At 53.6% G+C, this 26,730-nt stretch carries 27 protein-coding genes; 25 read left to right on the top strand and 2 right to left on the bottom strand.

The genetic code is table 11. From position 1 onward, the window contains the following. The first annotated feature begins 71 nt into the window (after positions 1 to 71). The 18 genes from LG323_RS10240 to LG323_RS10155 all read left to right on the top strand — a co-directional run bounded on the left by LG323_RS10240 (position 72) and on the right by LG323_RS10155 (position 17,882). Positions 72 to 467 (top strand): ATP synthase subunit I, encoded by a 396-nt coding sequence (locus tag LG323_RS10240; RefSeq protein WP_404415699.1) that lies wholly within the window; start codon positions 72 to 74, stop codon positions 465 to 467. 2 nt (positions 468 to 469) lie between these two features. Continuing rightward, on the top strand, positions 470 to 1,306 hold the full coding sequence (atpB, locus tag LG323_RS10235; protein WP_404415696.1) for a F0F1 ATP synthase subunit A: 837 nt from the start codon (positions 470 to 472) through the stop codon (positions 1,304 to 1,306). Between the two features lie 104 nt (positions 1,307 to 1,410). Beyond that, the gene (gene atpE / locus LG323_RS10230) at positions 1,411 to 1,638 is read left to right on the top strand and encodes a F0F1 ATP synthase subunit C (RefSeq protein ID WP_404415693.1); all 228 of its coding nucleotides are present in this window, start codon (positions 1,411 to 1,413) and stop codon (positions 1,636 to 1,638) included. Between the two features lie 80 nt (positions 1,639 to 1,718). Continuing rightward, the gene (locus LG323_RS10225; protein WP_404415690.1) at positions 1,719 to 2,189 is read left to right on the top strand and encodes a F0F1 ATP synthase subunit B; all 471 of its coding nucleotides are present in this window, start codon (positions 1,719 to 1,721) and stop codon (positions 2,187 to 2,189) included. Between the two features lie 12 nt (positions 2,190 to 2,201). Continuing rightward, entirely contained in the window at positions 2,202 to 2,738 is a 537-nt protein-coding gene (locus LG323_RS10220; protein WP_404415687.1) for a F0F1 ATP synthase subunit delta, read from the top strand. A 16-nt stretch (positions 2,739 to 2,754) separates the two neighbouring features. Further along, positions 2,755 to 4,299 carry a F0F1 ATP synthase subunit alpha gene (gene atpA, locus LG323_RS10215; protein ID WP_404415685.1) on the top strand — a complete coding sequence of 515 codons (1,545 nt, stop codon included), beginning with the start codon at positions 2,755 to 2,757 and terminating at the stop codon, positions 4,297 to 4,299. 66 nt (positions 4,300 to 4,365) lie between these two features. Next, positions 4,366 to 5,235 (top strand): F0F1 ATP synthase subunit gamma, encoded by an 870-nt coding sequence (atpG, locus tag LG323_RS10210; RefSeq protein ID WP_404415683.1) that lies wholly within the window; start codon positions 4,366 to 4,368, stop codon positions 5,233 to 5,235. A gap of 42 nt (positions 5,236 to 5,277) precedes the next feature. Further along, complete coding sequence (gene atpD / locus LG323_RS10205; protein ID WP_404415680.1) at positions 5,278 to 6,657, top strand: F0F1 ATP synthase subunit beta; 1,380 nt, start codon at positions 5,278 to 5,280, stop codon at positions 6,655 to 6,657. Positions 6,658 to 6,685: 28 nt separating this feature from the next. Then, positions 6,686 to 7,111 carry a F0F1 ATP synthase subunit epsilon gene (locus tag LG323_RS10200; protein WP_404415677.1) on the top strand — a complete coding sequence of 142 codons (426 nt, stop codon included), beginning with the start codon at positions 6,686 to 6,688 and terminating at the stop codon, positions 7,109 to 7,111. A 101-nt stretch (positions 7,112 to 7,212) separates the two neighbouring features. Further along, positions 7,213 to 8,010 (top strand): undecaprenyl-diphosphate phosphatase, encoded by a 798-nt coding sequence (locus tag LG323_RS10195; protein WP_404415675.1) that lies wholly within the window; start codon positions 7,213 to 7,215, stop codon positions 8,008 to 8,010. 4 nt (positions 8,011 to 8,014) lie between these two features. After that, positions 8,015 to 9,061: an FAD:protein FMN transferase gene (locus tag LG323_RS10190; protein ID WP_404415672.1), complete on the top strand. Its 1,047-nt coding sequence runs from the start codon at positions 8,015 to 8,017 to the stop codon at positions 9,059 to 9,061. A gap of 24 nt (positions 9,062 to 9,085) precedes the next feature. Beyond that, positions 9,086 to 10,438 carry a magnesium transporter gene (gene mgtE, locus LG323_RS10185; RefSeq protein WP_404415669.1) on the top strand — a complete coding sequence of 451 codons (1,353 nt, stop codon included), beginning with the start codon at positions 9,086 to 9,088 and terminating at the stop codon, positions 10,436 to 10,438. A 34-nt stretch (positions 10,439 to 10,472) separates the two neighbouring features. Next, entirely contained in the window at positions 10,473 to 11,843 is a 1,371-nt protein-coding gene (gene glmU, locus LG323_RS10180) for a bifunctional UDP-N-acetylglucosamine diphosphorylase/glucosamine-1-phosphate N-acetyltransferase GlmU (RefSeq protein WP_404415666.1), read from the top strand. Between the two features lie 12 nt (positions 11,844 to 11,855). Further along, on the top strand, positions 11,856 to 13,703 hold the full coding sequence (gene glmS, locus LG323_RS10175) for a glutamine--fructose-6-phosphate transaminase (isomerizing) (protein WP_404415663.1): 1,848 nt from the start codon (positions 11,856 to 11,858) through the stop codon (positions 13,701 to 13,703). 29 nt (positions 13,704 to 13,732) lie between these two features. Then, positions 13,733 to 14,665: a hydroxymethylbilane synthase gene (hemC, locus tag LG323_RS10170; RefSeq protein ID WP_404415660.1), complete on the top strand. Its 933-nt coding sequence runs from the start codon at positions 13,733 to 13,735 to the stop codon at positions 14,663 to 14,665. Beyond that, a complete protein-coding gene (locus tag LG323_RS10165) occupies positions 14,665 to 15,426 on the top strand; it encodes a uroporphyrinogen-III synthase (RefSeq protein WP_404415657.1) in 762 nt (253 codons plus the stop codon). Before hemC ends, LG323_RS10165 begins: the two co-directional genes overlap by 1 nt. 15 nt (positions 15,427 to 15,441) lie before the next feature. Next, positions 15,442 to 16,638 carry a uroporphyrinogen-III C-methyltransferase gene (locus LG323_RS10160; protein ID WP_404415654.1) on the top strand — a complete coding sequence of 399 codons (1,197 nt, stop codon included), beginning with the start codon at positions 15,442 to 15,444 and terminating at the stop codon, positions 16,636 to 16,638. Then, a complete protein-coding gene (locus LG323_RS10155; RefSeq protein ID WP_404415651.1) occupies positions 16,635 to 17,882 on the top strand; it encodes a heme biosynthesis protein HemY in 1,248 nt (415 codons plus the stop codon). Before LG323_RS10160 ends, LG323_RS10155 begins: the two co-directional genes overlap by 4 nt. Here LG323_RS10155 and LG323_RS10150 read toward each other — a convergent pair. Together LG323_RS10150 and LG323_RS10145 are read right to left on the bottom strand one after the other, a co-directional pair. Then, on the bottom strand, positions 17,863 to 18,990 hold the full coding sequence (locus LG323_RS10150; protein WP_404415648.1) for a PilT/PilU family type 4a pilus ATPase: 1,128 nt from the start codon (positions 18,988 to 18,990) through the stop codon (positions 17,863 to 17,865). The genes LG323_RS10155 and LG323_RS10150 overlap by 20 nt on opposite strands. Before the next feature lie 3 nt (positions 18,991 to 18,993). Next, on the bottom strand, positions 18,994 to 20,028 hold the full coding sequence (locus LG323_RS10145; RefSeq protein ID WP_310695354.1) for a type IV pilus twitching motility protein PilT: 1,035 nt from the start codon (positions 20,026 to 20,028) through the stop codon (positions 18,994 to 18,996). A 63-nt stretch (positions 20,029 to 20,091) separates the two neighbouring features. Between LG323_RS10145 and LG323_RS10140 the strand changes: the two genes are divergently transcribed. The 7 genes from LG323_RS10140 to LG323_RS10110 all read left to right on the top strand — a co-directional run bounded on the left by LG323_RS10140 (position 20,092) and on the right by LG323_RS10110 (position 26,689). Continuing rightward, the gene (locus tag LG323_RS10140; RefSeq protein WP_404415645.1) at positions 20,092 to 20,787 is read left to right on the top strand and encodes a YggS family pyridoxal phosphate-dependent enzyme; all 696 of its coding nucleotides are present in this window, start codon (positions 20,092 to 20,094) and stop codon (positions 20,785 to 20,787) included. A 28-nt stretch (positions 20,788 to 20,815) separates the two neighbouring features. Next, positions 20,816 to 21,655, top strand: a complete 840-nt coding sequence (gene proC, locus LG323_RS10135; protein WP_310695356.1) for a pyrroline-5-carboxylate reductase — start codon at positions 20,816 to 20,818, stop codon at positions 21,653 to 21,655. Positions 21,656 to 21,746: 91 nt separating this feature from the next. Beyond that, on the top strand, positions 21,747 to 22,313 hold the full coding sequence (locus LG323_RS10130) for a YggT family protein (protein ID WP_404415642.1): 567 nt from the start codon (positions 21,747 to 21,749) through the stop codon (positions 22,311 to 22,313). 6 nt (positions 22,314 to 22,319) lie between these two features. Further along, entirely contained in the window at positions 22,320 to 23,696 is a 1,377-nt protein-coding gene (xseA, locus tag LG323_RS10125; RefSeq protein ID WP_404415640.1) for an exodeoxyribonuclease VII large subunit, read from the top strand. A 37-nt stretch (positions 23,697 to 23,733) separates the two neighbouring features. Beyond that, positions 23,734 to 24,570: a peptidoglycan DD-metalloendopeptidase family protein gene (locus tag LG323_RS10120; RefSeq protein ID WP_404415637.1), complete on the top strand. Its 837-nt coding sequence runs from the start codon at positions 23,734 to 23,736 to the stop codon at positions 24,568 to 24,570. 38 nt (positions 24,571 to 24,608) lie between these two features. After that, a complete protein-coding gene (locus LG323_RS10115) occupies positions 24,609 to 26,426 on the top strand; it encodes a Na/Pi symporter (protein ID WP_310695360.1) in 1,818 nt (605 codons plus the stop codon). Further along, a complete protein-coding gene (locus tag LG323_RS10110; protein ID WP_310695361.1) occupies positions 26,423 to 26,689 on the top strand; it encodes a hypothetical protein in 267 nt (88 codons plus the stop codon). The genes LG323_RS10115 and LG323_RS10110 overlap by 4 nt, the downstream gene beginning before the upstream one ends. Positions 26,690 to 26,730 lie beyond the last annotated feature (41 nt).

The raw sequence follows: 26,730 nt of genomic DNA, 5'->3' as shown, positions 1-26,730 counted from the left end.
AAATCTCTATAATCCCACAGGTTTAAAAAGCAGCAACTAAAAACAATCCAGCGACAGGATACCTGAGGTAAATGGCAGCTTTACCCCTTCCGCCCGTCAAAAGGCTCCTGATGACTCAAGGATTGGTCAGCCTGCTGGTCGCTTTGATAGCCGAAATTTTCTGGCCGGACAGTGGCTTTTCAGCGCTGCTGGGTGGAATGCTTGTCTTGATTCCCCAGAGTGTTTTCAGTTTGTTTGCTTACTGGTATCGAGGCGCAAGACGCATTAATGACACCGTATTGCTGCTGTTGGTCGGTGCCACTTTAAAGTTTGGTTTGACCGTTGTTCTCTTTGCTCTGATTTTTGTCGGAGTGCAACCTTCAAACCCAATTTCCCTTTTATGTGCTTACATAGCGGTACTTTCGGTACATTGGCTGGCACCCTGGCTGATGCAGATGAAAGTCAACCGCCCAACAGATCGAGGCTGATCATGGCAGATACACCTGTAGAGTATATACAGCACCACCTTTCAAACCTGACCTTTGGCAAACACCCTGAGATGGGATGGATGCTGGCTGAAAAAAGCAGTCAAGCCAATGAAATGGGCTTTATGGCGATCCATGTTGATACTATGCTTTGGTCAATTCTGAGTGGTCTTTTTTTCCTGTTTATCTTCAAAAAAGCAGCCAATTCTGTCACCAGCGGTGTGCCAGGTAGCTTGCAGAACTTTGTGGAAATGACAATGGATTTTGTCGATAACCTGGTCAAGGAAACCTTTCATGGCAGAAACCCCCTGATAGCACCTCTGGCACTGACTATTTTTGTCTGGATATTCCTGATGAACAGCCTCAAGTGGCTGCCTGTGGATTGGATTCCTGAGCTGGCGATGGCTACCGGCCTGGTCAACTACTTCAAAATAGTACCTACTGCTGACCCCAATGCCACTTTTGGTATGTCACTGGGTGTTTTCCTGCTGATTATCTTCTACAGTGTCAAAGTCAAGGGTATTGGCGGTTTTACCAAGGAGCTTTCCTTCACCCCTTTCAATCACTGGTTGTTCATTCCGGTCAACTTGGTTCTGGAATTGATCGGTCTGGTGACCAAGCCCATCAGCCTGGCACTGCGTCTGTTCGGTAACATGTACGCCGGTGAAGTGGTTTTTATCCTGATCGCCCTGACTTTTGGCGCTGGCTGGATCATGGGTATTCTGGGTCTGGGGATGCAGTGGATCTGGGCCGTTTTCCACCTGCTGGTCATTCCTTTGCAGGCCTTTATCTTCATGGTGCTGACCATTGTTTATCTGAGTGCAGCCCACGAAGATCATTAAGCAGTAACCTGCCCTTCTGCACCTGAAGTGCAGGAGGGTGAACTTTAGCAGTAAACTTAACCTTAACTCACCTTCAACCAACCTTAGTAACTTAGGAGTAACTCATGGAACTCATTTACATTGCTGCATCACTGATGATCGGTCTGGGTGCACTGGGCACTGGCATTGGTTTTGCTTTGCTGGGTGGCAAGCTGCTGGAATCCACAGCACGCCAGCCTGAACTGGGCGCCCAGTTGCAAACCAAGACCTTCCTGATGGCTGGTCTGCTGGATGCCGTACCGATGATCGGTGTAGGTATCGCGATGTACCTGATTTTCGTAGTCGCCGGTTAAGGTTGCTTTAGCTTGAGGTCGGGTTTCCCCGGCCTTTGCTTTACTAACCACCGCAACGAAAAGGCAAAAGGTACAGCGCTATGAATATGAATTTGACCATTCTGGGTCAGTCGATAGCCTTCGCTCTCTTTGTCTGGTTCTGCATGAAGTATGTTTGGCCCCCCATAGCCGAAGCCATGCGCGAACGTCAGAAAAAGATAGCGGAAGGTCTGGATTCAGCCAGCCGCGCTCAGCGTGATCTGGAACTGGCACAAGAAAAAGCCAGCCAGACACTGCGCGAAGCCAAGGATCAGTCTGCCCAGATTCTGGAGCAGGCCAACAAACGGGCTACGCTTTTGATTGAAGAAGCCAAAGAGCAGGCTAAAACTGAAGGCGAACGCCTGGTTGAAGCTGCAAAGGGTGAAATCAGTCAAGAGGTCAACCGTGCCAAGGATGAACTGCGCGATCAGATGTCGAACCTGATCCTTGAGGGTGCTGAAAAAATCCTCGAAAGCTCAGTTGATGAGAAGGCACATAGCGAGCTGGTCGACAAACTCGCCAAACAACTTTAAGCGAGGTGTCCGATGGCTGACAAGAACACACTCGCCAGGCCTTATGCGAAGGCCGCCTTTGAGTTTGCATTAAGTGAAGGCAAGCTGGCTGACTGGTCAGCAATGCTGGGGTTAGTTGCGGAAGCAGCTTCCAATCAGGAAGTTGCTCAGCTACTGAAAAACCCTTCATTGGGTAATCAGGATAAAGCGGAAATTCTGGTCGAGATTTGCAAAGCAAAAATCGATGACAAGGGCCGTAATTTTATCCTGTTACTGAGTGAAAAAGATCGTTTACCCCTGATTCCGGTAATTGCCGAAATCTACGAGGCATTCAAGGCAGAACAGGAAAAATCAGTTGAAGCTGAAATCACCTCTGCTTTTGAAATCAATGCTGAACAGCAACAGCTGTTGGTAGATGCACTGCGCAAGCGACTCGACCGTGAGGTTAGCCTCAAGGTAGTTATCGACAAGCGTCTCATAGGCGGTGTTGTAATTCGCACCGGTGACCTGGTGATCGATGGCTCGATTCGCGGCAAGCTCGCGAAACTGGCCGAGTCATTGAAATCCTGATTTTGAGGGACAAGGCATGCAGCAACTGAATCCATCCGAGATCAGTGACATTATCAAGAAGCGCATCGGTAACTTGGATGTCACTTCGAAAGCCCAAAACGAGGGCACCATCGTGAGCGTGGCTGACGGTATCGTGAAAGTTCACGGCCTCGGCGATGTCATGTATGGCGAAATGATTGAATTTGAACAGGGCGCTTTTGGTATGGCCCTGAACCTGGAACGTGACTCTGTAGGCGTGGTCGTACTCGGCGATTACCTCGGACTGGCTGAAGGCCAGACCGCTCGCTGTACAGGTCGTATTCTTGAAGTTCCAGTTGGTGAAGAACTCCTGGGTCGCGTCGTCGATGCCCTGGGTAATCCTATTGATGGCAAAGGCCCGATTGATGCCAAAGAAACGGATGCCGTAGAAAAAGTGGCACCCGGTGTTATCTGGCGTCAGGGCGTTGATCAGCCCATGCAGACCGGCTATAAAGCTGTGGATGCCATGGTGCCGATCGGTCGTGGTCAGCGTGAGCTGATCATCGGTGACCGTCAGATTGGTAAAACAGCCATTGCTGTGGATGCCATCATCAACCAGAAAAACTCCGGTGTTAAGTGTATCTACGTTGCCGTGGGCCAGAAGCAGTCCACCATTGCCAACGTGGTTCGCAAGCTGGAAGAGCATGATGCTCTGGCTCACACCATCGTGGTGGTTGCCTCAGCTTCGGAAGCCGCTGCTCTGCAGTTCGTGGCTCCTTATGCGGGTTGCACCATGGGTGAATACTTCCGTGACCGCGGTCAGGACGCCCTGATTGTTTATGATGACCTGACCAAGCAGGCCTGGGCGTATCGCCAGATTTCCCTGCTGCTCAAGCGTCCTCCTGGTCGTGAAGCCTATCCTGGTGATGTTTTCTATCTTCACTCGCGTCTGCTGGAGCGTGCATCCCGCGTTAACGCCGAGTTTGTTGAGAAGTTCACCGATGGCAAAGTCAAAGGCCAGACCGGTTCTCTGACGGCCCTGCCGATCATTGAAACCCAGGGTGGTGACGTTTCGGCTTTCGTACCGACCAACGTTATTTCCATCACTGACGGTCAGATCTTTGTGGAAAGTGCCCAGTTCAATGCCGGTATCCGTCCTGCAATGAACGCTGGTGTTTCGGTATCGCGTGTGGGTGGTTCTGCCCAGACCAAGATCATCAAGAAGCTGGGTGGCGGTATCCGTCTGGCTCTGGCTCAGTATCGTGAACTGGCAGCTTTCTCCCAGTTTGCTTCTGACCTGGATGAAGCGACCCGTAAACAGCTTGAGCATGGTCAGCGTGTTACTGAGTTGATGAAACAAAACCAGTACAGCCCCATGAGCATTGCTGAGATGGGTGTTTCCCTGTTCGCTGCAGAAAATGAATTTCTGAATGATCTCAAGGTCAGTGAAATCCTGCCTTTTGAAAAGGCTCTGCACAGCTACATGAACAGTGAGCAAGCTGATCTGATGAAACAGATCAACGAAACGGGCGATTTCAGTAAAGAGATCGAAGCGGCCCTCAAATCTGCTGTTGAGCAGTTTAAGGCCACCCAGTCCTGGTAAGTGGATGGAGTCAGAGAGGAATACTTCCCTGACTCTGCCACTTGTTGGCTAAGAAGGCGAAAGCGTATGGCAGTCGGAAAAGAGATCCGCTCCCAGATCGGGAGTATTAAAAATACGCAGAAAATTACCAGCGCCATGCAAATGGTTGCTGCGTCTAAAATGCGTAGAGCTCAGGATCGCATGGCCGCCAGCCACCCTTATGCTAACCAGATCAGAAAAGTAGTCAGTCACATTGCTGAGTCAACCCCCGAGTACAAGCATGCTTATATGCAAGAGCGTGATGTTAAGCGGGTAGGCTATATTATCGTGTCTTCGGATCGTGGTCTTTGTGGTGGTCTGAACATTAACCTGTTCAAGGCAGCCCTGAAAGACATCATGACCTGGCAGGATAAAGGTGCAGAAATTGATGTATGCACCATCGGCAGCAAGGCGAGTACTTTTTTCCGTCGTTACGGCGGCAATCTGGTAGCAGCCAAGAGCGGGCTGGGCGATGCCCCCAAAGCCAGTGAACTGGTCGGGAGTGTCAAGGTCATGCTGGATGCCTATGAAGAAGGTAAGATCGATCGGCTATTTGTGGTGTATAACGAGTTCGTTAATACCATGTCTCAAAAGCCGCTCGTCCAGCAGCTGTTACCCCTGGAAGCTGAAACAGCTGAACAAGACCAGAGCAAGGTAAGCGGTTGGGATTATCTTTATGAACCTGATGCCAAGTATCTTTTGGATAACTTGCTGGTCAGGTACATCGAGTCCCAGGTTTACCAGGCTGTAGTTGAAAACATTGCCTGTGAGCAGTCGGCACGTATGGTTGCCATGAAAAGTGCAACCGACAATGCGGGCGAATTTATTGATGAATTGCAGCTTGTTTACAATAAAGCGCGTCAGGCAGCAATCACTCAGGAAATCGCCGAAATAGTCGGCGGGGCTGCAGCCATCTGATGAGGGTAGCAGGTTTCATTTGCAGGTTTGAGAGGAACCAAGATGAGTAGCGGACGTATCGTACAGATCATCGGTGCCGTTATCGACGTAGAATTTGACCGGGCAGACGTACCTAACGTCTATGACGCCCTGACCGTCGACGGTAGCGAAATGATTCTTGAAGTACAGCAGCAGCTCGGTGACGGCACCGTACGCTGCATTGCTATGGGCTCCACTGAGGGCCTCAAGCGTGGCCTGGTGGCCAATAACACCAAGGCACCCATTTCAGTTCCTGTGGGCACCCAGACTCTGGGTCGCATCATGGATGTACTGGGTCGCCCAATTGACGAAGCCGGTCCTATCGGTGAAGAAGAGCGTTGGGGTATCCACCGCAAAGCACCCAGCTATGATGAACAGTCCAGCTCTGTAGAACTGCTGGAAACGGGCATCAAGGTTATCGATCTGGTTTGTCCTTTCGCCAAGGGTGGTAAGGTCGGCCTCTTCGGTGGTGCCGGTGTGGGTAAAACCGTCAACATGATGGAGTTGATTCGTAACATCGCCATCGAGCACAGCGGTTTCTCCGTATTTGCCGGTGTCGGTGAGCGTACTCGTGAAGGTAACGACTTCTATCACGAGATGAAGGACTCCAACGTACTGGACAAGGTATCCCTGGTTTACGGTCAGATGAACGAGCCTCCCGGCAACCGTCTGCGCGTGGCCCTGACCGGTCTGACCATGGCGGAGAAATTCCGCGATGAAGGTCGTGATGTCCTCTTCTTCGTGGATAACATCTATCGTTACACCCTGGCGGGTACCGAAGTATCAGCCCTGCTGGGTCGTATGCCTTCTGCTGTAGGTTATCAGCCTACCCTGGCGGAAGAGATGGGTGTTTTGCAGGAGCGTATCACCTCCACCAAGACAGGTTCGATCACTTCCGTACAGGCCGTTTACGTACCTGCGGATGACTTGACCGATCCTTCACCAGCAACCACCTTCTCGCACCTGGATGCGACCGTGGTATTGTCTCGTGATATCGCTTCTCTGGGTATTTACCCGGCTGTTGACCCTCTGGACTCCACTTCTCGTCAGCTGGATCCACTGGTTATCGGTACCGAGCATTATGAGACGGCACGCGGTGTACAGACAGTTCTGCAGCGTTATAAAGAACTGAAAGACATCATTGCCATTTTGGGTATGGATGAACTGTCCGAAGAAGACAAGCAGGCAGTAGCCCGCGCTCGTAAAATTCAGCGCTTCCTGTCCCAGCCTTTCTTCGTGGCAGAAGTATTCACCGGTGCTCCCGGTAAATACGTCTCCCTGAAAGATACCATCCGTGGTTTCCAGGGTATCCTGAATGGTGATTACGACCATCTTCCAGAGCAGGCATTCTACATGGTTGGCTCTATTGAAGAAGCGGTTGAAAAAGCCAAGGACATGAAGTAAGTCTGACGGGATAACCCAGGGGGAACCCATGGCTATGACTTTGCATTGCAATATCGTCAGTGCTGAAAAGAAACTGTTTGATGGCCGAGCCGAAATTCTTGTGGCGTCAGGTGTGCAGGGTGAGCTGGGCATTTTGCCCGGCCACGCTCCTCTACTGACCGAACTGAAACCAGGCACTGTCAAGGTCAAAAAGCAGGGTGGCGAAGAAGAGCTGATTTATGTTTCCAGTGGCTTTCTGGAAGTGCAGCCGGGTACAGTAACCGTTCTTGCAGATTCTGCTGAACGTGCTGATAACCTGGATGAAGCTGCCGCCAAGGAAGCTATTGAAGCAGCTCAGCGTGCTATGGCCGATCAGGGCGCAGAGATGGAGTACGCTCAGGCGGCCTCCATGCTTGCTCAGGCGTCAGCACAGCTTCAAACCATTCAGCAACTACGAAAAAAGCTGGGCAAATAGGTTCTTACCTCTTGGCTCAGTTTGCAGGAAACTGCAGTAAAAAGGCGGCCTAGTGCCGCCTTTTGTCGTGGTATCCACTTTTTCTACACAGGTATTGTCAAATGGATTGGCTGCAACTCCTTGTCTTGTCTCTGGTTCAGGGACTGACCGAATTTCTGCCCATTTCCAGCTCAGCCCACCTTATTCTGGTGCCTGTGGTCACTTCCTGGACAGACCAGGGACTGGCGTTTGATGTTGCCCTTCATGTTGGCACCCTGTCAGCTGTTGTCCTCTATTTTCGTCATGACCTGGTCAGAATGACTCTTGGCTGGGGGCGTTCACTGCAAACCCGTCAGTTGAATGAAGATGCCAGGCTGGCCTGGGCCGTCATTTTTGCTACCATCCCGGTTGGTCTGGCCGGAATCACCTTGAACAGCTGGATTGCCAGTGAACTACGCAGTCCTGTGGTCATGGCTTTCAGCCTGATAGGTTTTGGCTTGCTGTTGGCCTATGCTGACTGGGGAAATAAGGGTGCACGCACAGAAAACCAGATGACCTGGAAGGATGTCCTCTTCATTGCTCTGGCTCAGGCACTGGCACTGATTCCGGGGACTTCACGTTCGGGAATCACCATTACGGCGGCCTTGCTGATGGGCCTAAGTCGTGAAGCCGCTGCGCGTTTTTCTTTTTTGTTGTCCATCCCGGTTATAACCCTGGCCGGTATGCTGGAAATTCTGGGATTAGTGGAAAGTGACCATCCGGTCGACTGGCAGGCCCTTTTCTGGGGGGCCTTGCTTTCAGGCATCAGTGCTTACTTGTGTATCCATTATTTTCTGGTATTTATTCAACGTCTGGGTATGCAGCCTTTTGTTGCCTACCGAGTCCTGTTAGGTATCCTTCTGCTGTATTTTTTCTGGTGATTTTATGAAAGCTTTGCAATTGACGGTTTTCCTCCTTGTCTTTCTGTTGCTGTCGGCTTGCAGCCAACAGGAAGAAACCAAACCTTTGCGTTTCCAGGGGCAGATATTCGGCACCTTCTGGCTGGCCACCTTTCCCGATGACTGGTCCGAACAACAAGCTGAACAGCTGGAAGCCGGTATCCAGCGTGAATTGCAAGCGGTGGATGCAAGCATGTCCACTTACCGGGAAGACTCAGAGCTCAATCAACTCAACCGACAGGAAGTGGGGGAATGGCTGCCTCTTTCCGAGGAGCTGTTTGAAGTTCTGGAAATTAGTCAGAGGGTTTCCCAAGCCAGCTCCGGTGCTTTTGATGTGACAGTGGGGGGCCTGGTGAATCTTTGGAGTTTTGGCCCTGAACATAGACCGGAAGAAATCCCGGATACTCAGGAGCTGAAAGAGCGTCTGGGCAATGCCGGCTATCAAAATCTGGAGCTGGATGCGGACAAGCAGCAGGCGCGGCGCCTGAAAGATTTTTATATTGATCTGTCCGCTGTTGCCAAGGGTTATGCTGTTGACCGGGTTGCTGCCTGGCTGGAATCCCAGGGTGTGGAGAACTATCTGGTGGATATTGGCGGTGAACTGATCGTTGGGGGGGAGCGTAAGCCAGAGCAGCCCTGGCGCATTGGTGTGGAAGTTCCTGAGGGTAACCTTCAACAAGCCCATCATATTCTTCCTCTGGTTGATGCCTCCATTGCCACTTCGGGTGATTATCGCAATTACTATGAAGTGGAAGGACGTCGTCTATCGCATACTATTCATCCCAAAACCGGGTGGCCGATTGATCACAATCTGGCTTCAGTTACAGTTCAGCACCCCAGCAATGCTGTGGCTGATGCCTGGGCCACGGCCTTTATGGTCATGGGTGTGGAAGAAAGCCTGGAGACTGCCCGGCGAGAAGACATCAAGGTGTTGTTGATCAGCCGCAACGAGGATACCTGGGAAACCTGGCTCTCCGAAGCCATGCAAGAACATCTGGGCCGTGAATTGACTGATAAAATACTGAATCCTTAAACGACAGGTAGCTCGGGGGGCTGAATGACTTATCAAGAACTCGCTTCAGCACTGCATGAGGCAATAATCAAGGACGATACCTTGATTATTGAACAACTGATTGCCGAACTTCAGCCAGCGGATCTGGCTGAATTTGTCGTTCATGAAACCCCGGAAGATACACTCAAACTTTTGACGCACCTGCCCCTTGAGCAGCGTGCGGATGCTTTTGCCTATCTGGAGCCCGGCAGACAATCCGAAATCGCGGAACAAATGTCGGAAATGGGTCTGACGCAACTCTTCACCCGGATGAACTCGGATGAAAGGGCTGACCTGTTTAACCTGCTGAGTGAAGATCGCCAGCAGGCCGTCCTGCGCCGCCTGGCCAAGGAAGAAAGGGAAGATTTGCGTCGCTTGGCGAGTTATGAAGAAGGCACTACCGGTGCAGTGATGACCAGTGATTATGTCACTGTGCCTGATGGTGTGACGGTAACCAGAGCCCTGGAAATTGTCCGTCAGACAGCTCCCAATGCCGAAACCATCTATCAAATTTATATACTCGACAGCGAACAGAAATTGGTGGGCACAGTTTCCCTGCGGCAACTGATACTGGCCAAACCCGGTGCGACCCTGGAGCAACTGATGACCGGTGAAGTGGTCAGCATTAATGTCCACGAAGCCCAGGAAGAAGCCGCCCGCAAGATCAGTCGTTACGATATTCTGGCCTTGCCGGTTCTGGATAATGAAGATCGTCTGGTGGGTATTGTCACCTATGATGATGCTATGGATGTTGCCGAACAGGAGGCCACCGAAGATATTCACAAGGGGGCTTCGGTGGGGCCTCTGGATGAAAGCTTTGGTAAGGCGAGCATCTTCAATCTATACAAACGCAGGATCAACTGGCTGGTGTTGCTGGTGTTTGCCAACATCCTGTCCGGTGCCGGTATCGCTTTTTATGAAGAAACCATAGAAACCTATGTGGTGCTGGTATTCTTTCTTCCTCTGCTGGTGGCCAGTGGAGGGAATGCCGGCTCCCAGGCCTCCACCCTGATGATTCGGGGTCTGGCGACGGGTGATGTTGGTGCCAGGGACTGGGGCAAGCTTTTGGGTCGCGAACTGCTGGTTTCTGTGTCTCTGGGTTTGACCATGGCTGCAGCCATTGCCGGTATCGGTTTGTGGCGCGGTGGTGTGGATATTGCCCAGGTGGTTGCCTACAGTATGCTGGCCATCGTAATTGTGGGCAGCATGATCGGTATGAGCCTGCCTTTTGTTTTGAATAAACTGGGCTGGGACCCGGCCACCGCCAGTGCCCCTCTGGTGACTTCAATTGCCGATATCATCGGGGTTTTGATTTACTTTGGTATTGCCAGCTCAATACTGAAAATTGGTGGCGTTTGATTTTTAAAGCTGGATACAACTGCACGAGGTAAGCATGTCACTGGAAGTCATTATTCTTGCCGCGGGTCAGGGAACCCGTATGCGCTCAGCTCTGCCCAAGGTCTTACACCGTCTGGCAGGCAAGCCCCTGGCCGGGCACGTTGCGGATACCGCTCGCGCCTTGGCTGCGGAAAAAATTCATCTGGTGATCGGTCACGGTGCTGACCAGGTGCGAGACACCCTGATGGCGGATGATGTCGACTTTGTGGTTCAGGAAGAACAACTGGGCACCGGACATGCTGTTGATCAGGCCGTACCCTCCCTCATGGAAGACAGCCGGGTTCTGATTCTTTACGGTGATGTGCCCCTGATTCGCAAGGAAACTCTCGAGCAACTTCTGGAGCAGGTCAGCGACCAGCAGATGGGGTTGTTAACCGTGGACTTGTCCGACCCTCAGGGTTACGGGCGTATTCTGCGTGACGAGGCCGGTGAGGTGTCTGCCATTGTTGAACAAAAAGACGCTTCAGCGGAACAACTTCTGATCACCGAAGTGAATACCGGAATTCTGGCAGTGACTTCCAAACAGTTGCGTCGCTGGCTCCCGCAATTATCCAATGACAATGCCCAGGGTGAATACTATCTGACCGATATTATTGATCTGGCTTACCGGGAAAAAACCCGCATTGCCAGTGTGCAGCCCGCTCGCCGCGAAGAAGTGGAGGGCGTCAATAATCGCCTGCAACTGGCCGCACTGGAGCGTGCTTTTCAAACTAACCAGGCCCAGGAACTGATGCTGGCGGGTGTCACTCTGGCTGATCCTGACCGAATTGATGTGCGCGGCGAGCTGAACACTGCACGTGATGTGTTCATTGATGTGGGCTGTGTTTTTGAAGGCCGGGTTGAACTGGCGGAAGGTGTGGAGATCGGCCCCTATTGTGTCCTGAAAAATGTTCGTGTTGGGCCGGATGTCAAAATTGCTTCTCACTCAGTACTCGAAGACTGTGACCTGGATGGCAACAATCAAGTAGGTCCTTTTGCCCGCTTGCGCCCCGGCACTCACCTGGAAAACCTGGCCAAGGTCGGCAATTTCGTGGAAACCAAAAAAGCCCACCTGGGTCAGGGTGCCAAGGTCAACCACCTTAGTTACATTGGTGATACCTGGGTGGGTGAACACGCCAATATTGGTGCAGGAACCATCACCTGCAACTATGATGGGGTCAACAAACACACCACCCAAATTGGTGCTGGTGCTTTTATTGGTTCCAATTCCAGCTTGGTGGCGCCGGTGCACATAGGTGCAGGGGCCACCGTGGGGGCTGGATCCACCATTGCCCGGGATGTGGCTGATCATGCTCTGGCAGTGACCCGTGCCAAACAGCTGCAAAAAAACAACTGGCCTCGCCCTGCCAAGAAAACCACCGAATAAAGGAAACTCAGTATGTGCGGAATTGTAGCGGCCATCGCTGAACGCAATGTCACCGGCATCCTGCTGGAAGGCTTGAAGCGTTTGGAATATCGTGGCTATGACTCGGCTGGCCTGGCTGTCATTGATAGCCAGGGTCAACTGCAGCGTCGGCGCGCCCAGGGTAAGGTCGCGCAGGTTGAAGCCTGCCTGGAAGATCAGCCCATGAAGGGCCACCTGGGTGTCGCTCATACCCGTTGGGCGACTCATGGTGTGCCCAGTGAAAGCAATGCCCACCCCCACCTTTCCAGCGATGAACTGGCACTGGTGCATAACGGAATTATTGAAAATTACCTCAATCTGAAAGAGCAACTCAGCCAGGCTGGTTATCAATTCACCTCGGAAACAGACACTGAAGTGGTGGCCCATCTGGTGCATCAGCTTTACCAGCAAACCGGAGATCTGACCCAGGCGGTGCGTCAAGCCATTCAGCAGCTGGAAGGTGCCTTTGCCCTGGCGGTGATTCATCAAAGCCAGCCTGAAGTGCTGGTTTGTGCCCGTAAAGGCAGCCCACTGGTGATTGGTGTGGGTATGGGCGAGCATTTTTGTGCCTCTGACCCACTGGCTCTTTTACAGGTAACGGATCGCTTTATTTATCTGGAAGAGGGCGATCTGGCTTGCCTGAGCCTGGAAGAGCACCAGATTATCAATGCCCAGGGTGAAGCCGTTGAACGCGAAGTCTGCCAGTGGGAGCATGGCAATCAGGCCGCTGAAAAAGGCGACTACAAGCACTTCATGCTCAAGGAAATTCATGAACAACCCGCCGTTCTGGCAGCCACTCTGGAAGGGCGTCTTTCCGATCGCCGGGTGCTTCCTCAGGCTTTGGGCAGTGCGGCCATGGAGTTGCTTCCCCAGGTCAAGCAGGTACAGATTATTGCCTGCGGCACCAGTTATCATGCCGGGATGGTTGCCCGCTACTGGATCGAAAAGCTGGCGGGCCTGCCCTGCCAGGTGGAAGTCGCCAGCGAATACCGCTACCGGGATGTGGTGGTGGCGGACAACTGCCTGTTTGTCACCCTCTCCCAGTCCGGGGAAACAGCAGACACCCTGGCTGCTTTGCGTTTTGCCAAAGAGGCCGGTTATCTGGCCAGCCTGGCCATCTGTAACGTCCCCGGCTCTTCTCTGGTGCGCGAATCCGATCTGAGTTTAATGACCCAGGCTGGGCCGGAAATCGGTGTGGCCTCCACCAAAGCCTTCACCACCCAGTTGACTGCCCTGCTGCTTTTGACCCTGGCTTTGCGTCGCGCTTGCCTGCATCAGGGCAGTGAATCCGATGATCCACTGGAAGCAGAAATAGTTGAAGCCTTGCGGCACCTGCCCAGGTTGGCTGAAGAAACCCTCAAGCTGGACGGGGAAATTGAAAAACTGGCCGAAGATTTTGCGGAAAAACATCATGCTCTGTTTCTCGGGCGGGGCAGCCACTTCCCCATTGCCCTGGAAGGCGCACTCAAGCTCAAGGAAATTTCCTACATCCATGCTGAAGCCTATCCAGCCGGTGAGCTGAAACACGGCCCCCTGGCGCTGGTGGATAAAGACATGCCGGTGATTGCCGTGGCCCCACCGGATGACCTTGTGGATAAACTCAAGTCCAACCTCCAGGAAGTGCGGGCCAGAGGGGGCGAACTCTATGTTTTTGCTGACCCGGTCACCCTGCTGAAACCGGAAGAAGGCATGAAGGTGGTTCACCTGCCCGAAGTTCACGAACTCCTGGCACCGATCATCTACACCCTGCCCTTGCAGCTGCTTTCCTACCATGTCGCGGTACTCAAGGGCACGGATGTCGACCAGCCGCGGAATCTGGCCAAATCAGTCACTGTTGAATAATTTTTGAAACCTGAAAATCTGGAGTTCTTGTGTCACGAATTCGTATAGCAACCCGCCGCAGTCCTCTGGCTCTCTGGCAGGCAGAACATGTTAAAGCCCGGCTGGAAGAGCTGCATCCGGGTCTTGAGGTTTTGCTGGTACCCATCAAAACCCAGGGTGACAAGATTCTGGATACCCCCTTGGCCAAGATTGGTGGCAAGGGGCTTTTTGTTAAAGAACTGGAAGCCAGCATGCTTTCCGGTGAAGCCGATATTGCCGTGCACTCCATGAAAGATGTGCCCATGGAGTTTCCTGAAGGTCTTTACCTGGGCCCGATAATGGAACGTCATGCCCCCACGGATGCCTTTGTTTCCAATACCTATAACAGCCTGGATGAAGTGCCTGCCGGCAAAATAATCGGGACGTCCAGTTTGCGACGGGGCTGTCAGATTCTTTCCAATCGCCCGGACCTGACCGTTAACTGGCTGCGTGGCAACCTGCAAACCCGCCTGGGTAAACTGGATGCCGGTGACTATGATGCCATCATTCTGGCGACCTCCGGCTTACAGCGTATGGGCCTGGCTGAACGTATCCGCCAGGAACTGCCTGCAGAAGTCAGCCTGCCTGCCTGTGGACAGGGGGCTTTGGGTATTGAGTTGCGCAGTGATGATTCTCTGGCCGCTGAATTGGTGGCTCCTTTGGTGCATGCCGAATCCACCACCTGTGTACTGGCAGAACGGGCCATGAATACCCGTCTCAAGGGCGGGTGTCAGGTGCCGATTGGCGGTTATGCCTTGCTCGAAGGTGATCAGCTCTGGTTGCGGGCGCTGGTGGGTGAACCAGAAGGCGGGCGGGTGCTGCGCTCTGAAGCCCGCGGGCTAGCCAGTGACCCTGAAGCCTTGGGTATCCAGGTGGCCGAAGATCTGCTCAAGCAGGGTGCAGGGGATATCCTGGAAAAAGTTTATGGCTTCAAGGTTTCCTAGTGCAACAGCTTCCTGAAGGCTTGAAAGTTCTCACCACCCGGCCGGAAAATCTGGCCTCTCCCCTGGTTGAGCCTTTGATTCAGGCTGGAGCAGAGGTTGAGAATATCCCTCTTCTGGACATAGAGCCACTGGAGTTGCCACCCCAGCAACGACAGGCCCTGATCGACCTGGATCATTATCAAAAGGTGGTGGTTATCAGTCCCACAGCGGCTGATCAGCTGCTGCAAAGGCTGGATGATTACTGGCCACAATGGCCGGTGGGAGTGGACTGGTTCAGTGTCGGAGCGGGCACTGCCCGAAAGCTGGAAGATCAAGGCCTGAGCGTGAATTATCCGGCCAGGGGTGATAAGAGCGAGGATCTTTTGCAGCTACCCGAGCTGCAGGAGCTGAGCGGACAAAAACTGCTGCTGGTCAAAGGCCAGGGGGGCCGTAAACTCCTTCATGACACCCTGGTTTCACGTGGAGCTTCTATCCAGACTCTGGAGCTCTATTCCCGCATCAAACCTCGGTTGAGCCAGAAGCAAATCCAAGGGTTAAAATCGCAAGCTTGGCAGGTCATCGTGATCAGTAGTGGCGAAGCCCTGCAACAATATATAGAGTTTACAGATGGAAGTAATCATCACCTCCATCTGCTGCTGCCCAGTGAGCGCCTGGTTACCCAGGCCAGGGAAGCAGGCTTTGCTCAGGTAATCAACAGCCAGGGTGCCGGTCCCCAAGCAGTGCTTGAAGCACTGATCAAGCATTTTCCGGGTGGCAGCTAATCAAGAGGAAACAGCATGTCTGACCAGAATAAAACCGAAGACAACAACCAGACAGAAGACCCACAGGAAAAGCCGGATCACCTTCCCGAAGAATCCGCTGCAGCTGCTTCACAAGAAGAACAAAAGACAGAGCCCAGCGCCGCCAGGTCATCCAAAGGATTGCTGTTACTGCTTCTGCTGCTGACCCTGATTGCCTTGGCAGGCACCGCCACTCTGGCCTGGCTGGGTCACGATAAATCCCGGCAACTGGAAGCTCAACTGGGACAAATGAACCAGGCAATCAACAGCAAGCCGGATCAGGAAGCAGTGGAGCAGTTAAAAGGCAGCCTGCAAGCCCTGGATGCAATACAAAGCAATCAGCAGCAACAAGCAGAAAAGCTCGCCACTTATCAGGAAAATGTCAGGCAACACCAGCAGCAGTTTCAGGAATTGCATGATGATCTGCTGAAAGCCAGTGAACCCAAACCCAAAGACTGGCAGCTGGCCGAAGTGGAATATCTGCTACGCCTGGCCAACCAGCGCCTGCAATTGGAAGAGGATGTCACCGGTGCCCTGACTCTGTTCAAAACAGCCGAACAGCGGTTGAAAGCGGCCGAGGTGCCCGGAACGCTGGCTATACGCCAGGAACTTCAGGAAAATATTGCCGAACTGGAAGAGCTGCGTCCTCTGGATCGTGTTTCCCTGGCCATGGAGTTACAGGGTTTGGCAGACAAGGCGCTGACCCTGCAAGTACAACCCCTCACCCCGGCTCCCTCCCTGGATCTGAAAGAAGCAACCCGCCAGGAGTCCAGTCAGCCCTGGTACTGGAACCTGTGGCAGGAAATCAAAAGCCTGGTGGTGATCAAAAAACGTGAGCTGCCAATTGAACCTCTGCCTTTTGCCGAGGATGAACTGGCTTTACGGCACCAGATCAGCAGTCTTTTACAGCAGACCTCCTGGGCAGCCTTGAGAGCCAAGGAAAATCTTTATCAGCAGAGTCTGGAAAGAGTGGTGGCCCGTTTGCAGGCTTTTGATCTGGAAGCGGAGGGCAACCAGAGCTTTCTGAGCCGAGTGACCGAGCTTCAGGCGGAGCCGGTTGAACAGCAACTGCCCAAGGTGGAAGGCAGCCTGGATCAACTGCAGACTTTTATTGCCGAACGCTACGGTCGTCTCCTGCCCCTGCTTGAAGAAAACAAGGAAGCTAGCACTGATTCTCAGGAGGGGGCAGAATGATAAAGCGTGGTCTGTTTATACTCCTGATACTGGCCCTGGCCGTACTGGCGGGGCAACAACTACTGAAGGGCACCGGCTATCTGCTGCTGGTGCTTCCCGATGGCAAAACCAGCATTGAAATGTCTTTCTGGACGGGGCTGGTGATACTTCTGGTGAGTTGGCTGGCGGCAGCTTGGTTGTTCAATCTCCTGGGCTGGCTCAGCCACCCTCTGGCGGGCCTCAAGGATCGCCATAAGCGCAACCGGGCCCAGCGGGCCTTGAAACTCACCGTCAAGGGTCTGGTGGATCTGGCGGAGGGTCGTTGGCGCCGGGCCAGAAAACTGCTTGCCAAGTCAGCAAAAAATTCCGGTGCCCCCCTGATCAACTATCTGGCTGCCGCTCAGGCCGCCCACTATGAAGGACGTGAGGAAACAGCTGAGAATCTTCTCAAGGCGGCTGCTGAATCCACGCCGGATGCCAGTCTGGCCGTTGATTTCAGTCAGGCCCGTATCCAGTTGGATCATGGCCACTATGAACAGGCCCTGGCCACCCTGGTACGCCTGCACCAGAAGGTACCCAACCACCCCTTGGTACTGAGGCAACTGAAAGAAGTCCACTATGCTCTGGCTGACTGGAAGCCTTTGATGCAGCTCTTGCCAGAGTTTCGCAAGTACCAGATTTGTTCCGGCAAAGAGCTGGAATTACTGGAGCGCGAGGTTTACCTGCGGCGCTTTGATGAACTTTTGCGTTCCTCTTCCACCTCCGAGGGCGGCTTTAAAGCCATCAAGGAACTCTGGGAAACCCTGCCGGGCCGTTTAAAAGCGGAAGATGAGCTGGTTCTTGCCTACAGTCGGGTGCTGATCAAACAGCAGCGTTACGCTGAAGCGGAACAGCTGCTGAAACGCACGCTCAGAGATCACTGGTCACCCCGATTGATTGCCGAGTATGGTGTTTTACCGCTAGAGGCAGAACCCAAGCGGCGGCTGCTGGAAGCTGAAAAATGGCTGCAGGAAAGACCCAATGACGCCGTGCTTCTGCATGCTCTGGCCCGGATCAGTCAACAGCTGGGTTTATGGGGCAAGGCGCTGGAATATTTTCAGGCCAGCCAAAGGCTGGAACCCAAAGACCAGGTTTGTGCGGAAATGAGCCGACTGTATGCGGCCCTTGGGGATGAAAATAAAAGCCGCTATTTCAATCAGCTGGCCATGCAGGGCATGCACCGCCAGCTGCCGGAGCTGCCCCTGCCTAGTCATCCTCCAGGCTGAACTTACTGGCGGCCTTGTCAAAGGCTGCCGAGCTACTGCCCGCTTCGGCACTGCCCAGCTTGATCATCAGGCGCAGGTCATTGGGTGAGTCGGCATGCTGCAGAGCATCCTCCTCACTGATTTCACCCTGGTTGTAGAGATCAAACAAAGCCTGATCAAAAGTCTGCATGCCGGATTCCCGGGATTTCTTCATCAGGGATTTGAGTTGATGCACATCCCCCTTGCGAACCATATCCTTGACCAGTGGCGTATTCAGCAGAACCTCAATGGCTGCTCTGCGCCCCTTGCCATCCACTGTGGGCAAGAGTTGCTGGGCAACGATGCCACGCAGATTCAGGGAGAGATCCATGAATACCTGGTTGTGGCTTTCCTGGGGGAAAAAATTAATCACCCGCTCCAGGGCCTGGTCTGCGTTATTGGCATGCAGTGTGGCCAAACAAAGGTGGCCGGTTTCCGCAAAAGCCAGGGCGTATTCCATGGTCTGGCGGTTACGCACCTCCCCGATCATGATCACATCCGGTGCTTGGCGCAGGGTGTTTTTCAGGGCCACCTCAAAGCTTTCGGTATCAATACCCACTTCACGCTGGGTGACGATGCTTTGCTTGTGGGGGTGAATAAATTCAATAGGGTCTTCAATGCTGATGATGTGACCCCGGGCGTTTTCATTGCGGTACTGAATCATGGATGCCAGGGAGGTGGATTTACCGGTTCCCGTGGCCCCCACAAACAGGATGAGGCCACGCTTGGTCATGGCCAGATCCTTGATGATTTCCGGCAGGCGCAGAGTGTCCAGTTGGGGAATATCAAACTCGATACGGCGCAGTACCATGCCCACCTGGTTGCGCTGATAAAAAGCACTGACCCGGAAACGGCCTATGCCGGGTGCGCTGATGGCAAAGTTGCACTCCTTGTTGCTACGGAATTCATCCTTCTGCTCCTGGTTCATGACGCCAAACACCAGTTCCCGAGCCTGGTCGGGTGAGAGTTTTTGCTCGGTGAGAGGTGTCAGCTGTCCGTCCACCTTCATGGAAGGCATCATGCCGGTGGTGATGAACAAGTCCGAACCCTTGCGTTCGGCCATCTGTTTGAGGAAGTCAGTAAATTTCATGGCTTAAAAACTTTCCGGTTGTTTGGCTTTTTCACGCGCAACTTCTTTGCTGATCAAACCCTTGGTCAGCAGCTGTTTCAGAGACTGATCCATGGTCTGCATGCCGTGAGTGGCCCCTGTCTGGATGGCTGAGTACATCTGGGCAATCTTGTCTTCACGAATCAGGTTACGAATAGCTGCAGTGCCGATCATGATTTCATGGGCGGCAACACGACCCCCGCCCTCCTTCTTGAGCAGCATCTGGGAAATTACCCCCTGCAGGGATTCAGAAAGCATGGAGCGCACCATGGATTTTTCCTCTGCCGGGAAGACGTCCACGATCCGGTCAATGGTTTTGGCGGCACTGGTGGTGTGCAGGGTGCCAAATACCAGGTGGCCGGTTTCTGCGGCTGTCAGTGCCAGACGGATGGTTTCCAGATCCCGCATCTCACCGACCAGAATGATGTCCGGGTCTTCGCGCAGGGCCGAGCGCAAGGCTTCGGAAAAGCCCAGGGTGTCACGGTGAATCTCACGCTGGTTGATCAGGCATTTCTTGGATTCGTGGACAAATTCAATGGGGTCTTCAATGGTGAGGATGTGGGCATTTTTGCGCTCGTTCACAAAATCAATCATTGCCGCCAGGGTGGTCGACTTGCCCGAACCGGTGGGCCCTGTGATCAGTACCAGGCCACGGGGCAGCATGGAGAGGTTGCGAAAAATATCGCCCATGCCCAGCTCGTCCAAAGTCAAAACCTTGGAAGGAATCAGGCGAAAAACGGCACCGGCACCGCGGTTGTGATTGAAGGCATTGACCCGGAAGCGGGCCAGACCCGGAAGCTCAAAGGAAAAATCCACTTCCATGAACTCTTCGTAGTCACGGCGCTGCTTGTCATTCATGATGTCATAAACCAGCGCGTGAACTTCCTTGTGATCCATGGGCGGCACATTGACGCGGCGAATATCGCCATCAACCCGGATCATCGGGGGCAGATCTGCAGAAAGATGCAGGTCGGAGGCGTTCTGCTTTGCGCAGAAGGCGAGCAATTCGGTAATATCCATCAACTGACCTCTGACTGAATTCCCTGGCAGGGGAGAAGCGGTGAATCAAATAAGGTATACAAGATGTTGCAATCAGTAATTGCCCAGCATATCGCAAAGGTTCGCCAACAGGTAGAGCAAGCCTGTCATAAGTTTGCTAGAAACCCAATACAGGTCAAAATTCTGGCGGTGAGTAAAAAGCAGCCAGCAGCGGCCATTCGCGAAGCTGCGGCTACCGGCCAAAAGGCTTTTGGGGAAAACTACCTGCAGGAAGGCCTGCAAAAGCAACAGGAATTGGCCGACCTGGATCTGGAATGGCATTTTATTGGCCCCATTCAATCCAATAAAACCCGTGATCTGGCCGAGAATTTTGCCTGGGTGCACACTCTGGATCGTTTCAAGGTGGCCCGGCGGCTGAGTGAACAACGCCCGGAAAAGCTGCCGCCTTTGCAGGTGCTGATTCAGGTCAATATCAGTGATGAAGCCAGCAAGTCAGGGGTTGCTGCCAGCGATGCCCTGGTACTGGCGGAACAGGTCATGGTTTTGCCACATCTGGAGTTGCGTGGCCTGATGTGCATTCCGGCCGCAACTGATGATTACCAGCAACAACGGGCAACTTTTGCCCAGATGGCTGCCTTGCAAAAACGTCTGCAGGCAGCCTTTCCTGCTGCCCGCCTGGATACCCTGTCGATGGGCATGAGTGGCGATCTGGAAGCAGCCATTGCCGAAGGGAGTACCCTGGTTCGTATCGGTACGGCGATTTTTGGTGCCCGTCAATAAAACCTCTTTAAAACAGAAGGCTGAATCAATGCAAAACAAATCGACGCCCAGTGTGGCTTTTATCGGTGCCGGCAATATGGCCGGTGCTATCTTGCGTGGGCTGCTTCAACAGGGCTATCCGGCCAGTAAAATCTGGGCCGCTGATCCCGGTGCAGAAAAGCTGAAAGCCCTGGCAGAAGAAACCGGCATCAACACCACGACCGACAATACTCAGGCCATTGCTGAAGCCCAGGTGGTGGTTCTGGCCGTCAAGCCCCAGATGATGCAGCAGGTACTCAAGCCTTTGCAGTCCAGCTTCCAGACCCATAAACCCCTGGTGGTCAGCATTGCTGCCGGCCTGACCTGTGACACCCTGCAGACCTGGCTGGGCGGTAAGTTGCCTCTGGTGCGTTCCATGCCCAACACGCCTTCCCTGTTGGGGGCCGGGGTGGCGGGCCTGTTTGCCACACCTGAAGTTAATGAAGAGCAGCGTGGCTGGGTGCAGCAAATCAGTGAAGCCGTGGGTCAGGCCTTCTGGGTGGAAGAAGAAAGCCTGCTGGAAGCGGTGACCGCCGTATCGGGTTCCGGTCCGGCTTATTATTTCCTGTTTACGGAGGCTCTGGCCGCCGCTGGGGAAAAACTGGGCCTGCCTGCGGATATGGCCTTGAAGCTGGCTGAAAATACCGCTTTTGGGGCCGGTAAAATGCTTCTGGGAACAGAAGACAGCCCGGCACAACTCAGGGCGAAGGTGACTTCGCCGGGGGGCACCACGGCTCAGGCCATCCAGAGCTTTGAAGATCAGGGGCTGCGTAAACTGGTGGAAGAAGCGGCCCAGGCTGCTGCCCGACGCGCACAGGAGCTGGCGGAAGAGCTCAAGGGCACGCAATAAGCCGGGTATTAACTGACCTTCTGGCCTGGCTGACGTAGAATAACCAGAATGATTTCAACAAGCGGAGATATTTATGGGTATGGGTTCGGGAATGGCTTCTTTTATACAACTGCTGTTTCACCTGGCGACGTTTATCGTGGTGCTGCGTTTTTTGATGCACCTGAGTAAGGCCGATTACTTCAATCCGATTACCCAGGGCATCGTCAAAGCAACCAATCCGGTTGTACTGCCGATGCAGGCGGTTTTGCGTCCCATGGGGCGGCTGGATTCGGCCAGTTTGCTGCTGGCCGTGCTGTTAAAAGCCCTGGGCATTTTTCTGGCCTTGCAGATCAGCGGGCAGCCCGCAGGCATCGGCAGTGTTTTGGTCGGGGGTGTCGCCGGGGTTGTCAAAACCATTCTGGATCTGTACTTCTTTGCCCTGATCATTTCCATCATCCTCAGCTGGGTGGCCCCCCAGGCCAGTCATCCCGGTGCACTGCTGGTGTATCAGTTGATTGAACCTTTGCTGGCACCGGTGCGCAAGTTCATCCCCAGCCTGGGTGGGCTGGATCTCTCCCCCATCTTTGTTTTTCTGGGCATCAACCTGCTGTCCAATGTGCTGGTGGGTATTCTGGCCCAGGCTGCCGGTATGCCGGTGGCGCGTTTCATAGGTCTGTAAGCGGAAATGCCACAATCTTTTTTTCAGGCCGGCGATGATAGCAAGCTGACAGCCAGCTTGAGTGTCAGCCAGCTGAACGGTAAAGCCAAAGCTTTACTGGAGCAGGGCCTGGCCCAGGTCTGGGTGGAGGGCGAAGTGTCCAACTTCATGGCGTCCGCCGTGGGGCACTGGTACTTCACCCTCAAGGATGCCCGCGCCCAGGTCAGCTGTGTCATGTTTGCCGGTCGCAATCAGCTGGCGCTGCATCAGCCCAAGAATGGCGATCAGTTGCAGTTGCGCGGCCAGGTCAGTCTTTATGAAGGTCGGGGGCAGTATCAGCTGCTGGTTCAGGAGTTGCGTCTGAGTGGTGAAGGGGATCTGCTGGCGCGGCTGGAAGCCCTGAAAAAAAAGCTGCAGGCCGAAGGGCTTTTCAACCCGGAACACAAACGCTCACTGCCGGCCTTTCCGCAAAGAATCGGGGTGGTGACTTCCGAGCAGGGCGCGGCTTTGCGCGATATCCTGCAAGTACTCAAACGTCGCTGGCCCCTGGCTGAGGTCTTGCTTTACCCGGCTCAGGTGCAGGGAGCTGAAGCGCCAGCGGCCTTGCGTCGTGCTCTGGCGCAGGCCCAGTATCATGGTCAGCCACAAGTGCTGCTTCTGGCACGCGGCGGCGGCAGTCTGGAAGACCTGCAGGCGTTTAATGATGAAACCCTGGCAAGAATGGTGGCGGCCAGTGGCATGCCGGTGGTGACCGGTGTGGGGCATGAAACGGATTTTTCGCTGGTGGATTTTGTCAGTGATCTGAGAGCACCGACACCTTCGGCGGCTGCCGAAGCGGTCAGCCCTGATGCAGAAACCCTGATGGAACAGCTCAATTCCCTGTCAGGTCGATTCAGTCATGCCATGGCCAGTTATTTGCGGCGTGAGCAGCAGCATCTGGACAGCCTGTCGCTCAGAGCGGCAAATCCGCAAAGAGTTCTGGAAGCCCGAACCCAGACTCTGACCCGGCTTTACCAGCGTTTGATCGCCCAGCAGCCACAAAGACGCCTGGAGCAGATACGCCTGCAACTCACGGGTTTGCAAGGGCGCTTGCAGGCCACCTCTCCCCAGCGTCAGGTGGCCCGTCATCAGCAAAGACTGGCTGAGCTGAAGCAGCGCACTGCCAGAGCCTGCGAGCAAAGCCTGAGCCATCGGCAGGAAAAGCTGCAGAACCTGGCGACCCGTTTGCAGGCAATCAGTCCCCTGCAAACCCTGGCACGCGGTTATGCCCTGGCCAGGAATCAAGAGGGTCAGGTTTTGCGTTCGGCAGAAGAAGTTGGCCCTGGTGATCGAATACAGGTACAACTGGCCACAGGTGAACTGGATTGCCGCGTTCAACACAGCAGTACCCAGCGCACGGGCTAGTGCGATGCTGTTAATCTTTTAACAACCGAGAAAATTTATGTTGTCGACTCCACGCCTGCTGTTGATCTGCCTGATCCTGCTGTTTTCTGCCAGCCAGGTTCAAGCTGAGTTCTGGCCCCGCGAATCCAGGGTTCCCGGAGGGATTGCGATACTGGAAGTGCCGCAACGCAGTGAGGCCCCGCCGCATGTCTATTTCCAGGAAGAGCGTGTTTATACGGCCCGTAAAAATGGCAGCTGGTACGCCTGGGTTGGCATTCCTCTCAGTCAGAAGCCTGGCGACACCCAAGCCTACTGGCGAACCCGGGATGGTGATCTGGCCCTGGATTTCAGCGTGAGCAACAAGGAGTACCCGGCCCAGCATCTGGACGTGGACTATGAATACGTTGCCCTCTCGGATGAAGATCTGGCCCGATACAGGCGAGAGCTGCCTGAACTCAGGGGAGCCATGAATCACTTTCGCCCTGTCTCTGAGCCCCTGCCGGAAAAAGTGGTCAAGCCTCTGGAAGGTCGTTATTCCAGCCTGTTTGGTTTTCGCCGGGTGTTCAATGGCGAACCCCGCAACCCACATTCGGGGCTGGATATTGCCGCACCCCAGGGAACGCCTATCCAGGCCGCTTTACCCGGCAAGGTCGTGGCAAAAAACCATTACTTTTTTAATGGCAAAACCCTGGTGATTGACCATGGCCAGGGCATGACCAGTATGTACTGCCATATGCATGAGTTTGTGGATCTGCAAATCGGTGACCGGGTAGAAGCGGGTCAGGTCATTGGCCAGGTAGGCACCACTGGTCGATCCACCGGCCCTCATCTACACTGGACGATGAGCCTGAATACGGCTCGTGTGGAGCCCAAGTTGTTCCTCGACAGTGAGTGAGTCAACTCGATAACAAGAACTACAAGGATGCTGAGCTGATGTTGAAAAGATTCACCCTGCCTCTGGTACTGCTCCTGCTGGGTTATGCCCTCTGGGCCAGTTCTGATTTCATGGGAATTGCAGCCGGGGTTGCTCTTTTCATGTTTGGCATGCTGTGCCTGGAAGAAGGCTTCAAAACCTTTACTGGCGGCACCCTGGAAACCCTGCTGCGCAAATCCACCGATCGTTTGTGGAAAAGCCTCACCTTCGGCATGCTCAGCACCACAGCCATGCAATCCAGCTCGCTGGTCTCCCTGATTACCGTTTCCTTTGTCAGTGCCGAAATGATCACTCTGGCAGCGGGTATTGGCATCATCATGGGGGCCAATATCGGCACCACCACGGGGGCTTGGCTGATTGCCGGTCTGGGCCTGAAAGTGGATATAGCGGCCTATGCCATGCCGGGTCTGATTTTCGGCATGGTGTTGATCATGCAGAAAAGCAAAGCCCTGAAGGGTTTTGGCAATCTGCTGCTGGGTTTTGCCTTTCTGTTTCTGGGCATCCACTACATGAAGGAAGGCTTTGATGCCTTTCAGGGCAATTTTGACCTGAGCGCCTATGCGCTGCCCGGCTTTTTGGGCCTGGTGGTTTATACCCTGATCGGTATGCTGATTACGGTCATCATGCAGTCCAGTCATGCCAGCCTGCTGATTATCATCACTGCCCTTTCAGCCGGTCAAGTGAATTATGAAAACGCTTTGGCTCTGGCCATCGGGGCCAACCTGGGCAGCACAGTGACGATTATCCTGGGTGCCTTTGCATCCAACCTGGGTGGCAAGCGTCTGGCGGCTTCCCACGTGCTTTTCAATGTTCTGACGGCTACGGTGGCGATTGCCTTTATCGGCCAACTGGCCTGGCTGGTTGATCGGGGGGCTTTCCTGCTTGGCATCGGGGATCAGGATTATTTGCTGAAGCTGGCTCTTTTTCACAGTCTCTTCAATGTCCTGGGTGTGTGCCTGCTGGCCCCTTTTGTGAAGCCCCTGTCCAACCTGCTGGTGACGCGGATCACCTATCAGAAAAAATCTGCCGAAGTTCCCCAGTATCTTTATCCGGAAGCTCTGGAAACACCGGAAACAGCCGTCAATGCCGTGCGCAAGGAAGTGAAGCACCTGTTTGACAACGCCTATGGCCTGCTGGCGCATGGTGTAAGCCTGAAGCGTTCCGTCATCGATTCAAAGGCTTCTCTCAGTGAGGAAGTCAAATACACCCGCAAGATTTTTCCAGTGGATGTTGATGATTATTACGAGGAAAAAATAAAAAGCCTGCACAGTGATATTGTCGACTTCATTGCCAAGGCCCAGGCTGGTGAATCCACGCAAAGTGCCAGTGAAGACCTTTATATTCTGCGCCAGGCCAGCCGCAATCTGGTGGAAGCCGTAAAGGGAATGAAGCACCTGCATAAAAACCTCAGCCGCCATGGGCTGTCAGGCAATCCGGCCATCCGCGAACGCTACGACCTGATACGTCTGCAACTGGCGCGTCTGTTGCGCGAATTGCGTCAACTCCTCCAAGCCAACCCAGAAGATGTCACCGCTTTGTCACTGGATGCGCTTAGGGTGTCTCTGGAGAAGTCCAGTCGTCAGCTGATTGATGATCTGGATGAAATGATTCGTCATCGTCGTATTGAGGCCAGAGTGGCGACCTCCATCATGAATGATGAATCCTATGTCAGTGATATCAGCAGAAACCTGATTGATGCCGTGCATACCCTCTTGTTGCCCAAGCTGGAAGACAACTCTGACCAGCTGACTCTGGATCGACAGGAAATCAGGCAGCTGGTTGATGATGAAGCCAAGGAAACAGGAGTAGAACCATGAAACTGAAGAAACTCATGGCAAGTCTCAATGAATTTCTGGATGCCGACAGAAAAACCCAGTTCAAGGAAATCAATTCCATCCGCAAGGTTTTGAAAGAACTCAAGAAAAAAGAAAGAAAGCTGAAAGGGGAATTGCAAAAGCTGTCTGCGAAACAGGAAGAGGAAAAGGATGAACTGCAAATCAAGCTGGATGTCATCTACGCTCAGCGCAAGAAAGGCCTGGAAAGAGTCAAAGAGCTGAAAAAGGAGCTGCAGAAAAACTGATTCATCTTTCCCCGGGGCTGTGTAGCTGTAAGGCAGAATAG

The sequence above is a fragment of the Marinospirillum sp. genome (assembly GCF_044810985.1).
Classification (GTDB): domain Bacteria; phylum Pseudomonadota; class Gammaproteobacteria; order Pseudomonadales; family Halomonadaceae; genus Marinospirillum.
The sequence above is the reverse complement of the archived record's forward strand: the minus strand, read 5'-3'. Positions and strand labels throughout refer to the sequence as shown.